Source organism: Prevotella sp. oral taxon 299 str. F0039 (assembly GCF_000163055.2).
Taxonomy (GTDB): Bacteria; Bacteroidota; Bacteroidia; order Bacteroidales; family Bacteroidaceae; genus Prevotella.
This window is the reverse complement of sequence record NC_022111.1, coordinates 241,025-260,454: the sequence shown is the minus strand read 5'-3', so window position 1 is coordinate 260,454 and position 19,430 is coordinate 241,025. Positions and strand designations below refer to the sequence as shown.

The 19,430-nt window shown below is 35.9% G+C and carries 16 protein-coding genes; 5 read left to right on the top strand and 11 right to left on the bottom strand.

Going from position 1 to position 19,430, the window contains the following annotated elements; all coding sequences use genetic code 11:
* Positions 1-208: 208 nt before the first annotated feature.
* The 5 genes from HMPREF0669_RS03945 to HMPREF0669_RS03925 all read right to left on the bottom strand — a co-directional run bounded on the left by HMPREF0669_RS03945 (position 209) and on the right by HMPREF0669_RS03925 (position 7,810).
* The gene (locus HMPREF0669_RS03945) at positions 209-811 is read right to left on the bottom strand and encodes a riboflavin synthase (protein WP_009227226.1); all 603 of its coding nucleotides are present in this window, start codon (positions 809-811) and stop codon (positions 209-211) included.
* Between the two features lie 785 nt (positions 812-1,596).
* Positions 1,597-5,373: a LamG-like jellyroll fold domain-containing protein gene (locus HMPREF0669_RS03940; RefSeq protein WP_009227225.1), complete on the bottom strand. Its 3,777-nt coding sequence runs from the start codon at positions 5,371-5,373 to the stop codon at positions 1,597-1,599.
* Between the two features lie 191 nt (positions 5,374-5,564).
* Positions 5,565-6,242 (bottom strand): GDSL-type esterase/lipase family protein, encoded by a 678-nt coding sequence (locus tag HMPREF0669_RS03935; RefSeq protein WP_009227224.1) that lies wholly within the window; start codon positions 6,240-6,242, stop codon positions 5,565-5,567.
* A 3-nt stretch (positions 6,243-6,245) separates the two neighbouring features.
* Positions 6,246-7,241 carry a M48 family metallopeptidase gene (locus HMPREF0669_RS03930; protein ID WP_009227223.1) on the bottom strand — a complete coding sequence of 332 codons (996 nt, stop codon included), beginning with the start codon at positions 7,239-7,241 and terminating at the stop codon, positions 6,246-6,248.
* Between the two features lie 5 nt (positions 7,242-7,246).
* Complete coding sequence (locus HMPREF0669_RS03925; protein ID WP_009227222.1) at positions 7,247-7,810, bottom strand: LemA family protein; 564 nt, start codon at positions 7,808-7,810, stop codon at positions 7,247-7,249.
* 317 nt (positions 7,811-8,127) lie between these two features.
* Here HMPREF0669_RS03925 and HMPREF0669_RS10220 point away from each other — a divergent pair, with 317 nt between their 5' ends.
* The gene (locus HMPREF0669_RS10220) at positions 8,128-8,346 is read left to right on the top strand and encodes a hypothetical protein (RefSeq protein ID WP_156860556.1); all 219 of its coding nucleotides are present in this window, start codon (positions 8,128-8,130) and stop codon (positions 8,344-8,346) included.
* A gap of 234 nt (positions 8,347-8,580) precedes the next feature.
* Positions 8,581-8,901 carry a hypothetical protein gene (locus HMPREF0669_RS09960; RefSeq protein ID WP_051148196.1) on the top strand — a complete coding sequence of 107 codons (321 nt, stop codon included), beginning with the start codon at positions 8,581-8,583 and terminating at the stop codon, positions 8,899-8,901.
* 809 nt (positions 8,902-9,710) lie between these two features.
* Here the strand turns inward: HMPREF0669_RS09960 and HMPREF0669_RS03915 are convergent.
* From HMPREF0669_RS03915 to HMPREF0669_RS03890, 6 genes are all read right to left on the bottom strand, one after another.
* Entirely contained in the window at positions 9,711-10,463 is a 753-nt protein-coding gene (locus HMPREF0669_RS03915) for an exodeoxyribonuclease III (protein WP_009227220.1), read from the bottom strand.
* Between the two features lie 218 nt (positions 10,464-10,681).
* Positions 10,682-11,263 carry a GTP cyclohydrolase I FolE gene (gene folE, locus HMPREF0669_RS03910; protein ID WP_009227219.1) on the bottom strand — a complete coding sequence of 194 codons (582 nt, stop codon included), beginning with the start codon at positions 11,261-11,263 and terminating at the stop codon, positions 10,682-10,684.
* 5 nt (positions 11,264-11,268) lie between these two features.
* On the bottom strand, positions 11,269-11,970 hold the full coding sequence (locus HMPREF0669_RS03905; protein WP_020967148.1) for an SPOR domain-containing protein: 702 nt from the start codon (positions 11,968-11,970) through the stop codon (positions 11,269-11,271).
* 94 nt (positions 11,971-12,064) lie between these two features.
* The gene (locus HMPREF0669_RS03900; RefSeq protein WP_232236473.1) at positions 12,065-14,137 is read right to left on the bottom strand and encodes a BT_3928 family protein; all 2,073 of its coding nucleotides are present in this window, start codon (positions 14,135-14,137) and stop codon (positions 12,065-12,067) included.
* On the bottom strand, positions 14,130-14,672 hold the full coding sequence (locus tag HMPREF0669_RS03895; protein ID WP_009227216.1) for a DUF1599 domain-containing protein: 543 nt from the start codon (positions 14,670-14,672) through the stop codon (positions 14,130-14,132). The genes HMPREF0669_RS03900 and HMPREF0669_RS03895 overlap by 8 nt, the downstream gene beginning before the upstream one ends.
* Before the next feature lie 62 nt (positions 14,673-14,734).
* Entirely contained in the window at positions 14,735-15,154 is a 420-nt protein-coding gene (locus HMPREF0669_RS03890) for a hypothetical protein (RefSeq protein ID WP_044045607.1), read from the bottom strand.
* A gap of 93 nt (positions 15,155-15,247) precedes the next feature.
* On the opposite strand from HMPREF0669_RS03890, the gene HMPREF0669_RS03885 reads away from it, so the two are divergent.
* From HMPREF0669_RS03885 to HMPREF0669_RS03875, 3 genes are all read left to right on the top strand, one after another.
* Positions 15,248-16,675 (top strand): CCA tRNA nucleotidyltransferase, encoded by a 1,428-nt coding sequence (locus tag HMPREF0669_RS03885; protein ID WP_009227214.1) that lies wholly within the window; start codon positions 15,248-15,250, stop codon positions 16,673-16,675.
* 20 nt (positions 16,676-16,695) lie between these two features.
* Positions 16,696-17,499 carry an RNA methyltransferase gene (locus HMPREF0669_RS03880; protein ID WP_009227213.1) on the top strand — a complete coding sequence of 268 codons (804 nt, stop codon included), beginning with the start codon at positions 16,696-16,698 and terminating at the stop codon, positions 17,497-17,499.
* Positions 17,500-17,947: 448 nt separating this feature from the next.
* Positions 17,948-19,429 carry a glycoside hydrolase family 125 protein gene (locus HMPREF0669_RS03875; protein ID WP_009227212.1) on the top strand — a complete coding sequence of 494 codons (1,482 nt, stop codon included), beginning with the start codon at positions 17,948-17,950 and terminating at the stop codon, positions 19,427-19,429.
* Position 19,430 lies beyond the last annotated feature (1 nt).

The window sequence follows — 19,430 nt, the reverse complement described above, 5'->3', positions numbered from 1 at the left end:
GTATCTTTTCCTATCAATATTATATTCCTATAATATCCTTTTTTATTTATCCTTGTTATTATATTTCGTGTATTTACACTTATTGTGTTATGCTGTATGCCCTTTATATTTATTTGAAAAGAAAGCGATCCCCCCCAAAAAAAGAAAGAAGTATCAAAAGAAAACAAGCATAGGTCATCTTTTGATACTTCTGAGTTGGAATGACACATTATGCCAAATTATTCATACGAGCAATGTATTTTCCGATAATATCGAACTCTAAATTCACAACACTTCCTAATTCAATCGCACAAAAGTTGGTATGTTCTTTTGTGTAAGGAATGATTGCTACCTTGAAAGAATCACGTGTAGGCGACACCACGGTCAATGAAACTCCATTAACAGTAACCGAGCCTTTATCTACAGTGAAATAGCCTCTCGAAGCCTGTTCTTTGTCAAATTCATAACTAAAGGTAAAATAAGTAGAACCATTTGCATCTTCTATCGCACTGCAAATCGCTGTAGTATCCACATGACCTTGAACAATATGCCCATCAAGTCTACCATTCATCTGCATCGAACGCTCTACATTCACTTTGTCGCCAACGTTCCATAATCCCAAATTACTACGTATAATGGTTTCTTTCATTGCAGTAACAGTATAGCGGTTGCCATCTAGTTCAACAACAGTTAAGCACACCCCGTTGTGTGCAACACTTTGATCTATCTTCAATTCGTTGGTAAACGAACATTCAAGTGTAAAGTGAATATTCTCTTTGTCGTGTACTATTGCCACGACGGTTGCCATTTCTTCAATAATTCCCGAGAACATATTATTTTCCTTTTTGATATATATAAAAAGGCAGGGAAAATGTTTCCTGCCTCTATTTGAAAGGGGTTGCTCGATGATGTGATGAAACTCCGAGCTAAAAAAGATTTGAGTGTTCTCCGTCTTTGTAATCCATCGGCTTTGCAGCTTAGCCTCTTTTAAAAGAGATTTATATGGCCCGCCATTAACAAAAGAAACAATCTCGGTTTTCTGAAATAATTTGATGAGTATCCCAATCAAACCGACACAACCCCAAATGTGTTGTTCTTTGTGCTTGCAAAGATAATAGTTTTTACTTAAACTTACAAAGATTTGAATGTTAAAGTATGCCTTTGAGCAATGTTATACCTACCGATCTTAATGCACTTTATTGAGTGATTATTCTATTATTAATAGGATAATATTGTATTTTCTTTAGACTTTTGTTTTAACCATATCATACAATTTTGTTAAGATATTCAACTACATAAATCTTTATTTTTCTCTTTTTATACTATAATCTTTTTATTTATGTCTTGCAATAGCATTGATATTGGCGGGCAAAAGCAATAATATTACACCTCAAAAGCATTGCTTTTAAAGGGCAATTGCATTGTGTTTGCATACGCAGTTGCTTGACATTGAAATAAACGCTCTATCTTTTTAGGAAACAAGCGTAAAGCATATCGTTTGAAAACGATTTTAAAGGAGGCAAAACACGAATGAAGGTATAAGAAAAGGGAGAACCATTAAGGCTCTCCCCATCATCAAATCGTTTTCAATATTAGCGTTCTTGATTCTTAGATAAATTACTTCTTCACTAATTTTAATATCTTATAAGGCTTTCCTTCTTTTAATATTCTAAGGACATAAACGCCTGTTTCACCTTCAAAAGCAATTGCTTCGCTGGCATCTGAAGATACATTGATGTTGCGTTGGAGCAACATTGCACCTGCACTATTGATGAGTTGCACTTGGTAAGAACCTGCTTCTGCAAAGTGTAAATGCAAACTACTTGATGTAGAAGTTTTTGAAATATCTACTAAAAGAGTGCTAGCCTCAATTGAATTGACATCGTTTGGTAAACCAGACACTTCGATATTGTCTTCTAATTGCATGGTTGCTTCTCCCCAACGATTCTGCAATGTTAGCTCTGCTTTATATGTTCCTGGTTGAGAGAAGGTGGCATTTGCAGTTTTATTTTGTGGTGTAATGGCTGCTCCTTCCACGTTCCATTGAGCCTTAGTTGTTACATCTAAGCTACCAATAATACCAGGGTAGCCCAAGACATCGTTGTTAGATACACGCTTTTGATAGAACGCTTTACTGGTATCTTCTCCACCACTGCCTTCCATTGTTACAATTCCACTAAATTTATCCCTACCTGCAGAACCCCAATTGTAGTAGAAACCATTTTCTGCTTTCTCTTCAAATGTATAATAGCCCTTTAGATTTTGAGGTACATTTTCTTTTGAATAGCCTTGCATTGCCTGCAAAACTTCTTCGTCAGTAAGGGCTTTATCCCACACTTGAACTTCGTCTACATAGCCGTTTAAACCAGCCTTATAAACGCCACCTCCACCTATAAAGATGTGAGCAGTTTTACTTTTACGGATCTGATAGTAAGGAGCTTCTTCACGTCTGATACTTGCATCAAAAGTAGTTTCTGCCACTTTCTTACCATTGAAGTATAGCTTTTGCTTGTTATTACTATCGTGTGTCACCACAACATGGGTCCAAACACCTGGAGAAACTTGATAACCATTAGACATCATCGCCTCATTTGGATTATCATGTCGCTCCCATCCCATTGTATTAAATGAAATTTCATTAGCTAAGTGACCAGGCATTTCAGGACGAATAGTTACCCATAGGTCACCCCAGTTATTGTGGGGCCATGAATCGAATATTGTATTTTTATTGATAAGGTTGGTTCCTTGCTTATCGTGTCCAAACTTTTCCACTTTAAACCACAATGCATAAGAATAGGTTTTGCCCACTTGTATGTCACCAGGAATGTACAACATCTCTGGGTCTTTCACAATTAAAGCTCTTGAAACCTTGCCTTCTCCCTCTTTTCCAACATAAGATAAGGTTACAGATTCATTGGTTTTAACTTGTTTTTTATCTGCCATGACCTTTTCAATAACAGGTACAGAACCAGTTGTTTCTGGTGTTATCTGAATCATTCCTCGTGTCGTTGTTTGGTTTCCGTTGGCATCTGTCAATAAAAGATCATACAAACCAACTTGAGAAATTTGCGCTTCACAAACTCGAGAGTTACTTGATTGCGCAATAACTTCTCCATTTCTTGGATTAACAATTGATATATTTTGCGCTGCAGGAGCTCTCTTATCAACCATCACAATCTTGAACTTTTCGTTTGGTTTTACTACCTTTTTATCTACCACAATATCGCTAATCATTTGGTTATAAGGTATCTCTTTATAATCACTCCAAACGATATCGGTTGCTGCTTTGCCGTCAGGTGCAATGGCTCTAACACCTAAACGCACCTTTCTTACTTCATCTTCAGGATTTAAAGGAGCATCAACGACATAAGCAGCCCATGATGTTGTGGCTGTTAGAAGCTGTGGATTCTCGTTTAAAGGCTGCATGTAAATTTCATAATACCATGTATCTACATCATCATTATACACCTTTTTAGCACTATTATCAGCTGCACTTGCATAGCGAATCTTAAAGTCAAAAGCGTTATAACGACCTCTAATAATATCTACATCCTTAATTATTGGAGTGACAGTGTTAAAGGTTTGCGCTGGATTTCGTAGTGCAATTTCACCTACATACATGTTATAATTCTCTGGAGTGTCGTTAAACACCAATCCAATCATTGCCACTTCGCTATCTGCAGGCACTCCTAGTTGCTCCATAGTAGCGGTGAATGTCACCCAAGAAGATAAAGAAGCTGTGTTTGAAGGTAATGCAACTTCCTTATAATGAGCAAGATCCCCCTTTAACGCCACAAACAATTTTGCATGTGGTTCGATATCACCTGTCTTCTTATAAGTAATTGATAAGGTGTAATTAGGCTGTACTTTAAGTAGCGTTTTGAATAGCTTTAATCTAGAAAAAGCACTCTTTCCAGATACATTTAAGCACGAACCACCAAAGTAAGCCTCATCAAATGTGAGATTAGTATTTACGAATGATGAGATAGAAGATTCGTTTACGGCATCGTTCTGGTTCGTAATCCACCAACGCCAAGTAGGCATTAGGTCTTGAGTATTTAAGTTATACCACTTGTGATTGAATGTAACTTTACCCTCATTGTGAAACTTTAAGCCGTTTCCAAGGTTGAAACGAGAAACGAAAGGCACATCGCTTATAGTTGATTTAGCTGTTAAATACGATGCAAGTCCATGGAACTTTTTTAATGCAGTGTTTGATAATGAGGTTCCAGTGCTTAGCTCTGGAGTGAAAGCAGGGTTGCGATTACCTCCACTAAACACCAATTCGAGTTTCTTTTGATATGCTCTTTGAATTGCAATGTCTTCTGTTCCTTCGTCAGTTGCGCTCTGATGGAGTAGACTTTGTGCGTGTGCTCCCCAAAAACCAATTGATATAGGTTGATTAGCAAGCGACTTCCATCCATAATGATTAAGTCCATCTTTCTGAATATCGAATCCAGCAAAGATATCATAAGAGTTTCTTGGCAATTGCTTTGCCATGTTTATAGAACTTGTTAAGGTTACTCCTCCCCACTTATAGTTTAGGAAGAACATGTCAACTTTTTTGTTATTATCTGGTCCAAGGATGCTAGAATTCTGACTATTCAATGAATTTCTAAAACTTTTCTCACCCGAACTAGTCATAAGGTCATACCAATGGATTTGAAATTCCCAACCTTCTTCTTTTGCTTTCTTATGACAATCTGCAAAAAAATTCAAGAGACGAGTCATTGTCTCTGCATCAGAAAAGAACTCAGAGTTGATACCTAATCCATTAATTCCATAGTATTTCATGAATTGAATGAGCTTTCTTGTCCAACGAAAAGAGCCATCAGTATCAAGTTCTGTCAAGCCATAGAGAACATTAAAGTAGTTATTAAAAAAGTTAGGTTTATCAAAAAAGCTGATAGTTGTTGTTTCGGGCACTCCTAATACGCAACCAACTGCAACTCCATTCTTTGCTGCTACGTCTGATAAACCTGCCGAAACACGAGCCCAAGGAGCCGACCAATTGCCATGAATGTCAAGATATGACCACATACTAAAGTTATCTCCCTCAAGCGAATAACGTGGAAATGCTTTCCATTTCACTGACGGATCATCTAAAGGAACCCATAAACAAAGTTTTCTTTGCTTATCTGCTAGACTATTAACTTTATAGTCTTCTGCATCACTTATACGTTTTTTAGGCTTTACTCGTGATATATAAAACTCGTCATCGATAGCAGAAACGCCTGCTAATGGCTGTCCTGGAGTCCACGATTTAAATCCTTCGAACCACTGATAGAAATCCATTGTAGATATATCTAATGGATGAGTGGGAGTTCGTTGTGCCATCATTGTAAATGAAGAACACGACAATGCCAATGCGGTTAATATGGCTTTTGTTTTCATATAAATTATTGTTTGATTAGTAAAATTCTTCTTATTCCTTCTTTCTATACATCGAGAAGGTTTTATATATTAACAATAAAGAAAGAAAAAATGCGTAATAAATATTCTTTTTTTAACGAAAATCAACATATAAAAGATATAAGCACAAAGAGATCTGTAGTATATTAACTACAAATCTCTTTGATTCCTTCTTATTTAAAATATTTTCTTAGCTCGAAACTCCATATCTTATACCCGAAAGAACTTAGATGTAAACCATCTGAGGTAAGCTCTTTTCTTAGCTCATTGGTACCATGTCGTATGAATTTATCAAATAAGTTGATATACGATATTTTGTTTTTTTCGCAATAAGTCTTTAGCAACTCATTGATACGAGGAATGTCATTGGTTTTACCTTCGAGTGTTTTCCAACGCCCAGATGCCTCATAAATGGGCAAAAGACTCTGCACATAAAGCTTTGTTTGTGGTGTATCGCTGGTTATTTTGCTAATCACTTTCACACAAAGATCGTACACTTGAGTGGGTGTTAAATCATGACTTAAATCGTTTATGCCTACCATTAGAAAGATTGCCTTAGGCTTTCCTGGTGCAATTTGCTGTAAACGATTGATCATTCCCATTGCATCATCGCCCGAAATGCCTCTATTTCGTACTCTTTTAGCTCTTAAAAGAACATTCCAGTCGCCTGCCATTTCCGTTAAGCTATTGCCCAACATCACCACGTCTAGACTATCGATGGGACGCATTTGGGCAAACTTATCCACCCTTTCTCTATAATGTTTGGTAGATTGATACGTCACTTTTTGTGCCTGTACAATTGAAAATAGACTCCCACAAATAAGCAAAAGCAATATAAAAATATTTCTCATAATTTAGAATTGTTCTAGAATAGCAATTCGTTTCTTTACATCTGGATGCGTACTAAATAGCGAATCAACCATTCCAAGTAGTCCTGGTTCCATTTCATCAGGGTACATTATAAACATTTGGGCAATGTCTGCACGATTCACTCCGTCAAGTCCTGGGTCGTTAGAGATCTTCCTTAATGCAGAAGCTAACGCCAAAGGATTACCTGTTATCTCTGCTCCTCCTGCGTCTGCCATATATTCTCGCTTACGAGAAATGGCGAATCGAGTCAAAAGAGTAAAGAAATAAGCTACAATTGCCAATACTGCTCCAATCAGAATGATGAGTATAACCGATCCTCCTCCTTCTTTCTTATCTCGTCTATTACCACCTAAAATGAAACTATAATAAAGCATTCTAAGCAACATGGTCATGATTGTAGAAACTATTCCCACAAAGACAATACTTGTAATAAGTAGTTTTGTGTCGTGATTTCGAATATGGGTTAACTCGTGAGCAATAACTCCTGCCAGCTCTTCATCATTCAATCGGTCTATAATTCCTGTGGTTAATGTAACCGCATACGTCTTTTTATTAATGCCACTAGCAAACGCATTGAGCTGAGGATCATTCACAATGTTCACTTGAGGCATATCCATTCCAATCGACATACATAGGTTTTCTACCATATTATACACCTTCGGATTCTCAGAACGCTTTAAAGGTTGGGCTTTCGTAGCTGCCTTTATCATAGAAGCATTACCATAATAGGCAATAACAAACCACAAACCCACAGCTCCGAGCACGTAAGGTAGAATATGAAGGAAATAGGCATTGACCGAAGCAAAATTGACTTCGTATGCCATCGTCCCGTCTTCTAAATAATACCCATTATTAAAATAGTTAAGGACTACTAAGAATACCCATATCGTTCCCAATATAATTACTGGAAACATTAATAACAAAAGAATTGTAAGTCGATTATTTTTTCTTATTTGCGATTGTACTCCTACGTATTGCATTCAATCTAAAATTTAATTTCAGGAGCCTTTTCCATTGCTGCTTGTTGCTCTACTGGGATCTCAAACATTGGTTGGGTGGTAAAGCCAAACATTCCTGCTATGAGGTTTGCAGGGAACGATTGGATTGCAGTGTTAAGCTCTTTAGTTGTTGAATTGAAGAATCTACGAGTTGCAGATAGCTTGTTTTCCATATCAGCAATTTCCATTTGCAAGTTATTGAAATTGCTATTTGCTTTTAAATCTGGATAAGCTTCGAGCGAAACTCTTAGACCTGCTAATGCACTCGACAACTTATTGTCGGCTGCAATGGTCTCGTTTATAGTGTTTGCACCCATTGCTGCAGCTCTAGCTTCAGTAACTTTCTGCAACAATTCTTTTTCATGATCGGCATAACCTTTCACTGTTGCCACCAATTGAGGAATCATATCATAACGCTGTTTCAATTGAACTGAAATATTCGAGAAAGCATTCTCACGATTATTTCTTAATCGAACAAGATTATTATAAATACTAATTAAAGAGATTGCGATAAGTGCAACTACTATTAAAACTATTACTGTTGTTGACATAATAATTATTTTTTGATTGATATTCTACTTAATTTATTCTGATTTACTTTTATTTATATAGCAAATTAAATGCCATTCTCGTTAGAAGAGTATACAATTGAGCTGTAACTTTATTTACAAATATAGAGATTTAACCATACACATGATAAGATCTTATTGTTTTTAACAAAAAAAATTACTTTTAAAAAGTAGAATAAAGATGTATATTTGCAAAATAAAAACAAACAATTAATAATATTAAACAAGAAAACTATGATTAAAATTGTAGTAAAATCAAAAAAATAACCACCAAAAAGAATTAGAGAAGTTTCTCTAAAATGCGTACTTTAATAAAGAATAGACTGATAATGTTATCCGCATTATTGCTTTCTATGACAGCAATTCATGCTCAATCTAACTTCCATAAAGTATTTAACCAAGTGGGAACTAATGTCGGAATAGGTACAGAAGGTGTTAGTTTTACCTTAGGAACAACCCTAACTCTCTACTTAGAACTTGGTGTAGGCATGAATTTCTTTCCCGCAATCCAGTTCTAAAATGAAATAGATGTAAATAATATTAGAGTTTCTAACATTTCTATTCCTGTTAAACAGGTAGATATCACAACCAATGTAGGAAGAACAATCGTAGATCTTAAGGCATATTGTTATCCTGCAGGGGATAAAAGCAGCTTCTTTTTAGTTGGAGATTTCTCATATGGAGGAGCAAAATTAGCTAAGATAAATGGTCAAAGCCAAGACATAAAGAACTTTTTAATAACATATCCAGAGATGAAAGGACGTGTAACAGCTGAGCTTGAAAACTACTCTTTACATTGTGATGAGAACGGAAATGTAAATGGAAGCATAGAAGTTAATTCTGTTCGTCCATACCTTGGTCTTGGTTTTGGAAGAATGATACCTAAACATCATTTTGGTGTTCGCTTTGAAATGGGATGCCATTTCCAAGGAAAGGTGAAAGTAATGCAAAACAACAAGCAGATACTTGTTAACACACACGACAGCAAAGACGCAGAAGAGCTCTCTAAAATTCTTGATAAAGCTGTGATATATCCTGTTTTAAAACTCTCTTTAACAGGTCGCATCTTATAATAAGAAACTAAGAACAAACGCCCAAACATCATTTGTTTGAGCTCATAAAGAATATAAACAAAAATTATAGAGGTATGTTTTTTATCATACCTCTATTTTCTTTTTCTCTCATTACAACATACAACCATATAAGTATCTCTCCCGATTCATTCCACCTTTACCTTAACCTCTTCTATCTTATTCATTCATTTTCATTCGCTATTAAATATTTATTCCATTACAAATAGCCCTTCTCTATAAGATATACTACATAAACAAGAAATAAACCCTTTCCTTAATAGTTTATTATCACATAACATCCTATGATATACAAATAAAAGAAAAAGATTTATCATATAGTAATATTTTCTCTCTAACTCTTCATTTATTCTCTCTTTACTACCTCTTTTTACTTTCAAATCTTTCTATCGTGTATAAAGAATTGTTATCATATAGTTTGTAATCAAAACATCATACAAATCAATAAATAATCAAGCCTTATTTGAGTTGTATGAAATTAAGCCGAAAAAGCAATATTCTTGATCTGTAATTACATTACTTTTAGGCAACAATAGCATTGAGTTTAGGAGATAAAAGCAGTGAGATTGCTGTACAAAAGCAATGAGATTACAACATACAAAAAAAATAAAGAAAACTAATAATTATAACACTTTCAATAAAACATCAATGAAAGACACAATAAGAAGAAAAAAGAATATGAAGGAAACAAATGAGCCATAAGAAAAAAAACAGAGCTAAAATTCTCTTTAAAGAATTCTAGCTCTTATATTATTATTCTAAAATAAATATCTATGTATTATATTTTAATATCAAAAAGTAAGATCTAATTCAACAGGACAATGGTCACTTCCAAAGATATCTGTATGTATCTTTGCATCGGTAAGATTACTCTTCAATCGTTCTGAGATAAGGAAATAATCAATGCGCCAGCCTGTATTCTTCTCTCTTGCTTTGAATCTATACGACCACCAGCTATAAGTTACCTCTTCGGGGTATAGATATCTAAATGTATCAATAAAACCATTATCAAGCAAATTGGTCATTTTTTCACGTTCTTCGTCTGTGAATCCTGCATTACGTCTATTGGTTTTAGGGTTCTTCAAGTCTATTTCTTGGTGAGCAACATTCATATCTCCACACACCACAACTGGCTTACTTGCATCTAGTTTGACTAAGTATGCCTGAAAATCTCTCTCCCACTCCATTCTATAGTCTAGACGTTTCAACTCATCTTGCGAGTTAGGTGTATAAACAGTTACTAGATAAAACTGTTCAAACTCAAGAGTAACAACACGCCCTTCGTGGTCGTGTTGATCGATACCAATACCATATTGCACACTTAATGGGCTGTGTTTGGTGTATATTGCTGTACCAGAATAGCCTTTTTTATCGGCATAATTCCAGTAAGACTCATATCCTTCGAACTGCAAATCGAGCTGTCCTGCCTGCATTTTTGTTTCTTGCAAGCAGAAAAAGTCTGCATCAAGGGTTTTAAAAATATCTTCAAATCCTTTTGTTACGCTGGCTCTTAAGCCATTTACATTCCATGAAATAAATTTCATTTTACTTATTCTTTATGGGGTTAATATATGGAGTTTCTGTTTTATTCGTTAGTTTCTATCTTTCAATAACATCGCAAAGTATTTGTTTACACCTTAGTATATTATAGAAAGAAGATTGCTTTCTCTTCTAAAAGCAAATAGATGGGATTATAATAAAATCTACTTTGAGAAAATAGCATTGCTCTTCAAAAACAATAAAATTATTTTAGATTTCAACATCAATGTTTCTGAATCATTGATATAAATTCTTTGCGCTGTTCTATATCATCAAACACGCCACAATAATCAATTGTGGTAATGGCAGCATGCTGTTTTTCTTCACCTCGCATCTGCACGCACATGTGCTCAGCCTCAACGTAAACGATGACACCTTGTGGCTGAAGAGCTTCCTCTATGCATTCTTTTATCTCACGAGTGAAACGCTCTTGCACCTGAAGTCGATGACTAAAGATATCTACGACACGTGCAATCTTGCTTAATCCTGTTACTAGTTGATTGGGAATATATGCCACATGCACCTTTCCATAGAATGGAAGTAGATGATGTTCACACATCGAAAAAAAACGAATGTCTTTAACTATCACCATTCGTTGATATTCTTCTTTGAAAGAAGAGTTAATGAGTTCTGCCGAAGGATCTTCGTCATAACCTCTTGTCAGCTCACACATTGCCTGAGCAACACGTTGTGGAGTTCGCTCAAGTCCTATTCTATTACTATCTTCTCCTAGTAATTCAAGAATCTGTTTATAGTGCTCTTCGAGAGCCACAATTGGCTGTTTAGAATCCCTTTCGTTTCTCATTTTAATTAGTTTTGAACCGTAATCTTACCTCTTACCAATGCTGCTTGTTTAAAACCCATTGCCTTTACTTCTTTAAGCATACGCACAGCTTCATCATAAGAACGATAGTTACCTATACGACAAATCCATCTTGGTGAATAAAAATGCACATAAACAGGTTCGGTAGGAAAACTTATTTTAAGCTTAGTACCTATATCTTCAGCTGTTTGACGATCTTTTCTAGAGTTTCCTCCTGCATAAACTTGCACACGATAACCATCTACTTTATAACTACCAAGCATCACTTTCTTTCGGGTATCGATAACTGGTATTTCTAATTCTTTATCGTCTTGAGGGGTTTCTACTTTCTTCTTATCTTGTTCGTGTTTTGTATAATCCTTTTTAGAATCACCATCTTGCTTTGTTACTGTGGTACTATTAGTGGGAGATTGCTTAATTGAAGCATTAGGGAGAGTGGCTGTTTGTGTTTTATCCGCAGTCTTATTATCCTGTGAAATAGTAGTTTTTTCTTTTTGAGAAGCAGGCGCAACGGGTGTAACGGAACCCGTTTTAGCCCCATTAACCAATTCAGAAATCTCTTTACTTTGGTTTATTACAACTGTTCCTTGGTTTGGTTTGCGTTGCTGTATATGCTCGGTGTAGGTCTGTGCACATAACATTTTAACTCCGATAAGCACAAGAATAAACAATGCAACTAAACGTTTCATAATCCTAATACCTTATTTATATATTTATTTTTGGATAAAAAAAATATTGAGATGGTTGACACTTACATGCCAACTATCCCAATATTGAGTATATTTATTTCTTCCAACCGTCGATAACGCCTAAGAAATCTGCAGCTTTTAATGATGCACCACCAATCAAGCCCCCATCGATATCAACCTTAGAGAATAGCTCTGCTGCATTCTTTGCATTACAGCTTCCACCATAAAGGATGCTAGTTTCTTGTGCAACTGCATCTCCATACTTCTCAGCAACTACTGAACGAATGTATGAATGTATTTCTTCTGCTTGCTCAGAAGTAGCAGTTTTACCAGTACCAATAGCCCAAATTGGCTCATAAGCAATGATTACGTTTTTGAATTCTTCTGCTGTTAGGTTGAAAACAGAACCTTCTAGTTCAGCTTTAACAACTTCGTTTTGTTTGTTAGCTTCTCTTTCTTCAAGTGATTCACCAATACAGAAGATCACTTTAAGATTATTTTTAAGAGCTAAAAGAACTTTTTCTTTTAATATTTCTGGTGTTTCTCCATAATATTGACGACGTTCTGAGTGACCAAGAATAACGTATTGAGCACCTGTACTCTTTACCATTTCAGCAGAAACTTCACCTGTGTAAGCTCCTTTTTCTTTGTCTGCACAGTTCTCTGCACCAAGTCCTACAACTTCAGAGTTAAGAGTTTGTGCTGCCATTGCTAAGTGAATAAATGGTGTACAAATAACAACATCGCAGTTAGGTTTATTTACTGTTAGTGTGTCGTTTAGTTCTTTAGCTAACGCTAAGCCTTCTTGCAGGTTCATATTCATCTTCCAATTACCTGCTACAATTTTCTTTCTCATATTTATTTTCTTTTTAAAGAGTTTGTTATATAATTTATTTGATTGTTCTTTATCTTTGATCCAGCGACTCCAAGCCCATATTCTATCAGCAATAGAGAGTAGGATTAAGGGTAATAAATACCACAAAAAGATTTTTGATATTTTGGTTATTGTACTTGCAATATAGGGTTTTGAAATATCAAGAACCTCTAAGTTACCCTCTAACTGATCGTCTTTAGGAAAATCATTGTGACTCCATTTATTCACAACTTTTCCGTCTTTCAATAACACTAAGCCTGGATTACTTCTTATTATTGTTTTTAATGTCGTTCCATCTGTATAACAAAAAGGATATTCTGCACCTGTAAGTTCAATCCAAGAGTGAATTCCCTTCTCACTACTTGCAGTTAAACAATAAAAGGGATAGCCTTTATCTAGGGCATATTCGTATACTCTATCAATCTCACCAAAATTGGTATCATCTGCTTTTTCCAACCAAGGCGCAATCAATAAGAAGGTATATCCTTTATTATTTAGAATAGCATTTGTTATGTCTTTACCACCTTTTGTAGAAATCGAGAAGTCTTTTATTGGCGGTACATAGCCTTCTTTAACAAGCTTTGTCTTTGAATCTACAAAAGTCCAAGAGTTATCTGGATAATCATTTAATGTGAATTCTTTCTGCACATCACCTTTCTTTAATATAAAGGTGGTTTCGTATTGAGGTGCTTCAGCACCATTTGGAATCTCCATTCCCTTTTTTATATCTGCTCCAATATGATATGGTCGAAAATCAAATATAGGCAGTTTATATAAACTATAAATGCTTGTAACCAAGATAAAGAGAATGGTATAATTGATAAGAATCCATTGATTATTTTTCGAAATGAATCGAATCATTCGCAAAGGACAATAACATAAGAGCGCAGAACAGCCCAATAAGATGATATTTTTTAGTAAGGTTTGTCCGTTTGTCAATTTTATTGCATCACCAAAACAACCACAATCTGTTATAGGATTAAAGAAATAAACGACTAAAGTGATGATTGTCATTATCGACATAATCACCAATAACCACTTAGAAGTAGACCTTCTGCGAACAGCAAACAATGCGAATATACCTAAAGAAAATTCTATTGCCGCAATAAGAACGGCAATAACCAAAAGCAACCAGCTTGGTATAAAAGAGTATAAAGATACACTTTCGAGATATTCTTGCAGTTTATATTGTGTCCCAAGCGGGTCTACAGCCTTAACATATCCCGAAAAAATGAATGTAATCGCTAAAAAAAAGCGACACAAGTTCACTATGATATTCTTAATACTACTCACAAAGTTTGATAATGCCGAACACTGAATAGTTTACAATGTCCATATAGTTCGAATCAATTCCTTCAGAAACAAGTGTTTTACCGCCAAGGTTTTCTATTTCTTTTATGCGTTGAATCTTGGTTAAAATAAAGTCAGTATAACTACTAACACGCATATCTCGCCATGCTTCATCATAGTCATGATTCTTCTTTATCATCAATTGTTCAACAATATTTGCATACTTGTCGTACAATTCAATTGCGGCTTCAGCAGTTATATCTATTGTATCTGAAAAGCCATATTCTAGCTGAATCAGACCAATTAAGCCATAATTCACCATTGCAATGAATTCTGGTAGAATGCCTTCGTTCACCCATGACTCTCCTTTTATTTCCAAAGAACGAACTCGTTTGGCTTTAGTAAAGAGTTGATCTGTAAGAGATGAGGGACGAAGAATGCGCCATGAAGGTCCATAATCGTGTAATTTTGAGGCAAAAACATTACGACATGTCAATAATGCTGCCTGAAATTGTTCTTCTGTATTTCCTTTTTCCATAACGTAAGTGCAAATTTACGCATTTCAGATGAAATGGCAAAATAAAAAAGGGCACGACCTTTTCACTCTTTACAAATCTCTTCTTTCATTCTAATTCTTATCATTCTCACAACACTACACATTGCATCATATCGAGCTTTTAATGAGTCTCGTTTAACACCTAATAAATTCTTTTGTAATAATGTTTTGGCACTTGCAATACGGCTGGGAATGTTTTGCAATGCAGAATCTGTTTTTACAATTTCTTGTTCGGCTTGTTTTAAAGATGCTTTTTGCCAAATCACAAGAGCTTTTTTACGTTCTTCTATTGCAGAAGGATACTTTACACGTAACACAGAGATAGAATCTAATGCTCGTTTATAGTCACCTTTATTATAATAAGTTTCTATATTCTCAAGCATCTGAGTAGCTTTGCTGCCTTGATTTTGTTCACAAGCCACTGCAATAAAAAGAATTTGTATTATAAAAACATATTTCTTCATATTTACAAAAATACGAAAAATAATCATAGTGAGTACTTTAAAAGGGGTATTTTTACTATCTTTGTAGGCATATTAAGAAGAATTTACATTAGGATGAGAAATCTTTCAAACTCTGATTTAGCTAAGATTCTAAATCAAGACATATTTCACTTAATTTCTAAAGCTGCCGATGCACTATCATTGGAATGTTATGTTGTAGGCGGATACGTAAGAGATTTATTTTTAGAACGCCCCTCGAAAGATATTGATGTTGTTGTTGTTGGAAGCGGAATTGCCGTTGCCGAAAAGCTAAAAGCTACGCTTGGGCGTGGTGCACACTTGTCTGTTTTTCGCAATTTTGGTACTGCTCAGGTTAAATATAAAGGTATAGAGGTTGAATTTGTTGGTGCAAGACGAGAGAGTTATCAACGAAATTCGAGAAAGCCAATAGTTGAAGACGGCACACTTGAAGACGATCAGAACCGTAGAGATTTCACAATCAACGCTCTTGCAGTGTGCTTAAATAGTGCAAGATTTGGAGAATTGGTAGACCCTTTCTATGGAATTGAGGATTTAGAAGATGGAATTATACGCACACCCCTCGAACCAAATATCACCTTTTCTGATGATCCTTTGCGCATGTTGCGCTGTATTCGTTTCGCCACTCAATTGAATTTCTTTATTGAAGACGAAACTTTTGATGCACTAATAGAGAATGCTGAAAGAATAAAAATTATCAGTGGAGAACGTATTAGCGACGAACTCAATAAAATTATGCTATGCAAAACGCCAAGTAAAGGATTCATAGATCTTTACAGATGCGGTTTGCTTCAAATCATACTACCCGAACTTTGCGCTCTCGACATCGTGGAAACACGTAACGGAAGAGCACATAAAAACAACTTTTATCACACTCTTGAGGTATTAGACAACATCGCTAAACACACCGATAACTTATGGTTGAGATGGGGAGCACTGCTTCATGATATTGGGAAACCCAAAAGTAAACGATGGGAAAACATTGCAGGTTGGACCTTCCACAACCACAATTTCATTGGAGCTAAAATGGTTCCGCAAATGTTTCGACGCCTAAAACTACCATTAGATGCTAAGATGAAGTATGTACAATCAATGGTAGACCTACACATGCGCCCTATTGTTATTGCTGATGATGTAGTTACTGATAGTGCTGTTCGACGTTTAATTAATGATGCTGGTGATAATATTGACGACTTAATGACGCTTTGCGAGGCGGACATCACAACGAAGAACTCGATGAGAAAACAACGTTTCTTGGATAATTTCCGCATTGTTCGTGAGAAAATTGAAGACTTAAAAGAACGTGACTACAAGCGTGCTTTGCAGCCAGTGATAGACGGAAATGAGATAATGGAGATGTTCAATCTTCCTCAAGGTCCTGCTGTTGGCACATTAAAGCAAACACTTAAAAATGCAGTTCTCGACAATGTGGTTCCCAATGAACGTGAGGCTTTGATGGAATTGCTCACCAACAAGGCAAAACAAATGGGACTTATATCTTAAAAGTAACGTTCTTTTGTACAATGCCCATCATCTATATCGATTCATTAGATCACCCTGGAGTAGACATTTTCTATGCACTCACTGAGGCTCAATTGCGCAATAAACAACATTCCGACAAAGGATTGTTTATTGCCGAGAGTCCAAAAGTGATAGAAGTTGCCCTTAAAAAAGGTTTTATTCCAACAGCTCTTCTATGCGAAGAACGTCACATCAAAGGCGATGCCGCCAACATCATCGCTCAAAATCCTTCTATACCGATATACACTGGCACAAGAGATATGCTGGCTTCGATAACGGGTTACACCCTGAGTCGTGGTGTATTGTGTGCCATGAAACGCCCCACCCTTCCCTCTGTCGAAAGTATTTGCAAAACTGCTTCACGCATTGCCATTGTCGATGGCGTTGTAGACACGACCAATATCGGTGCTATATTCCGTTCAGCTGCAGCACTTGGCATTGACGGAATCCTATTAACTAAGAGTTCGTGCGACCCTTTTAACCGACGAGCGGTGGGTGTTTCGATGGGCTCTATCTTTCTTATTCCATGGACATGGCTTGACAATAACATTTCAGAAGTGTCACAATATGGATTTAAAACAGTTGCGATGGCTTTGCGACACAATTCTATCGACATCAACGATGCACGTTTAAAAGCAGAAAAGAAATTGGCTATTATTTTAGGAACTGAGGGAGATGGCTTAGCAGAGTCAACGATTTTAGATACCGACTACGTTGTTAAAATACCAATGTATAACGCTGTCGACTCGCTAAATGTGGCTGCGGCATCAGCTATTGCATTTTGGGAACTATGTAAAAACACATAATTATCGTTTTTACACATTATATAATAATAGTTCTTTTCATCCTTTATCCACCCTAAATCATTTTCTTTTTTCACCTTATGGATAACGAATGATTGGCAATCATCATTCGCCTATCCTCCTATCTCTATGTTCTGCTGAAATAAAAGCTATGTTTTTACTCTGTAAAAGCTATGCTATTACACTCTAATATCAATGCTTTTTAACTATAATAACAATCCTTTTACAATACACTTCCATTTTCTATCGATTCCAAAACTTTCTGTTTAGAACAATATTTGATTTATCTCAATTTTCATAAGAAATAAATATTATTTTCTCATTTTTAATAACTAACTTTGCAGAAAAGCTTTTTACCTACGAACAAGACACATTTGAATGTATTATCGAGTGCTTGACAACTAAAATAAACAATCAAAAAATCAAACAGAAAAGTACTATATAAATTACTATGAAACAAAAAAGAAGTATTATTTTTACAACAGCTCTAACGCTAACTCTATCATTCAGCACGGCAAATGCTGGTAATCTACAAAACAACCCCACAGCTATGATAGCAGTAAACGACAATACTGTTATTAAAAGCAATCGCCCTATAGAGAGTGAACGCTTATTCAAATCAGATGTGATTGAAAAGAAAATTAAAGAAGTTACTAAACTTTTGAGAAAGAATCCATACCTTGCTTGGATGTTCCAAAATTGTTATCCCAACACCATTGATACCACTGTACACTTCGATGGTAAAGATGACACCTTTGTTTACACTGGAGATATTCCCGCAATGTGGTTGAGAGACTCAAGCGCACAGGTGTGGCCCTACTTGCAATTTGCAAACAAAGACGAAAATCTTCGTAAGATGTTGCGTGGCGTTATCTTACGACAATTGAAGTGTATCAATATAGATCCCTACGCAAATGCATTTAATATGGGTCCAACTGGAGGCGAATGGCAAAAAGACTGGACTGAAATGAAACTTGAATTGCACGAGCGTAAATACGAAATCGACTCGCTTTGCTACCCTATTCGCCTTGCTTACGAATATTGGAAGATAACTGGAGACACTTCTATCTTTGGCGAAGAATGGCAAAAAGCAGTTCAAAATATCCTCAAAACCTTCCATGAACAACAAAGAAAAGATGGCAACGGACCTTATAGTTTCATGCGAGATACGGCACGACAACTAGACACTGTTTGCAATGCAGGATTCGGTTCACCTGTTAATCCTGTTGGGCTTATCGCCTCAGTGTTCCGTCCAAGCGATGATGCTACAACTTTCTTATTCCTTGTTCCCTCTAACTTTATGGCTGTATCTTCATTAAATAAGGCTGCAGAAATTTTGAACACTGTTAATAAAAATAGCGAATTGGCTAGCAATTGCACCAGTCTTGCAAATGAGGTACACGATGCTCTACAAAAATATGCTGTGGTTAATCACCCTAAATATGGTAAGATTTATGCTTTTGAGGTAGATGGTTTTGGCAATCAACTATTGATGGATGATGCCAATGTGCCTTCTCTTTTAGGTCTAAGCTATTTAGGTGACGTTCCAAGTAACGACCCAATATATCAAAATACCCGTAAGTTTGTGTGGAGTAAAGACAATCCTTATTTCTTTAAAGGCACCGCAAGCGAGGGTATTGGTAGTCCTCATACAGGCTATGATATGATTTGGCCTATGACAATTATGATGAAGGCATTTACTTCTAATGATGATGCTGAAATTAAATGGTGCATTGAACAGTTAATGAATACAGATGCTGGAAAAGGATTCATTCATGAATCGTTTAACAAAAACAATCCATCTAAATACACAAGAGATTGGTTTGCATGGCAAAACACGCTCTTTGGCGAGTTAATTATTAAGCTAATAGACGATGGTAAGCTCAACGTTCTACTTGCAGCTCAACGCAGTAGCACAGCACCGATTCAATAAC

Excerpts from the sequence above, each read along its gene's own strand:
- HMPREF0669_RS03930 (WP_009227223.1), bottom strand. The coding sequence starts at position 7,241 with ATGCAATACGTAGGAGTACAATCGCAAATAAGAAAAAATAATCGACTT.
- HMPREF0669_RS03905 (WP_020967148.1), bottom strand. The coding sequence starts at position 11,970 with ATGAAACGTTTAGTTGCATTGTTTATTCTTGTGCTTATCGGAGTTAAA.
- HMPREF0669_RS03925 (WP_009227222.1), bottom strand. The coding sequence starts at position 7,810 with ATGTCAACAACAGTAATAGTTTTAATAGTAGTTGCACTTATCGCAATC.
- HMPREF0669_RS03915 (WP_009227220.1), bottom strand. The coding sequence starts at position 10,463 with ATGAAATTTATTTCATGGAATGTAAATGGCTTAAGAGCCAGCGTAACA.
- HMPREF0669_RS03895 (WP_009227216.1), bottom strand. The coding sequence starts at position 14,672 with ATGGAAAAAGGAAATACAGAAGAACAATTTCAGGCAGCATTATTGACA.
- HMPREF0669_RS03885 (WP_009227214.1), top strand. The coding sequence starts at position 15,248 with ATGAGAAATCTTTCAAACTCTGATTTAGCTAAGATTCTAAATCAAGAC.
- HMPREF0669_RS03880 (WP_009227213.1), top strand. The coding sequence starts at position 16,696 with ATGCCCATCATCTATATCGATTCATTAGATCACCCTGGAGTAGACATT.
- HMPREF0669_RS03875 (WP_009227212.1), top strand. The coding sequence starts at position 17,948 with ATGAAACAAAAAAGAAGTATTATTTTTACAACAGCTCTAACGCTAACT.
- HMPREF0669_RS09960 (WP_051148196.1), top strand. The coding sequence starts at position 8,581 with ATGAAAGGACGTGTAACAGCTGAGCTTGAAAACTACTCTTTACATTGT.
- HMPREF0669_RS10220 (WP_156860556.1), top strand. The coding sequence starts at position 8,128 with ATGCGTACTTTAATAAAGAATAGACTGATAATGTTATCCGCATTATTG.
- folE (WP_009227219.1), bottom strand. The coding sequence starts at position 11,263 with ATGAGAAACGAAAGGGATTCTAAACAGCCAATTGTGGCTCTCGAAGAG.
- HMPREF0669_RS03935 (WP_009227224.1), bottom strand. The coding sequence starts at position 6,242 with ATGAGAAATATTTTTATATTGCTTTTGCTTATTTGTGGGAGTCTATTT.
- HMPREF0669_RS03940 (WP_009227225.1), bottom strand. The coding sequence starts at position 5,373 with ATGAAAACAAAAGCCATATTAACCGCATTGGCATTGTCGTGTTCTTCA.
- HMPREF0669_RS03945 (WP_009227226.1), bottom strand. The coding sequence starts at position 811 with ATGTTCTCGGGAATTATTGAAGAAATGGCAACCGTCGTGGCAATAGTA.
- HMPREF0669_RS03890 (WP_044045607.1), bottom strand. The coding sequence starts at position 15,154 with ATGAAGAAATATGTTTTTATAATACAAATTCTTTTTATTGCAGTGGCT.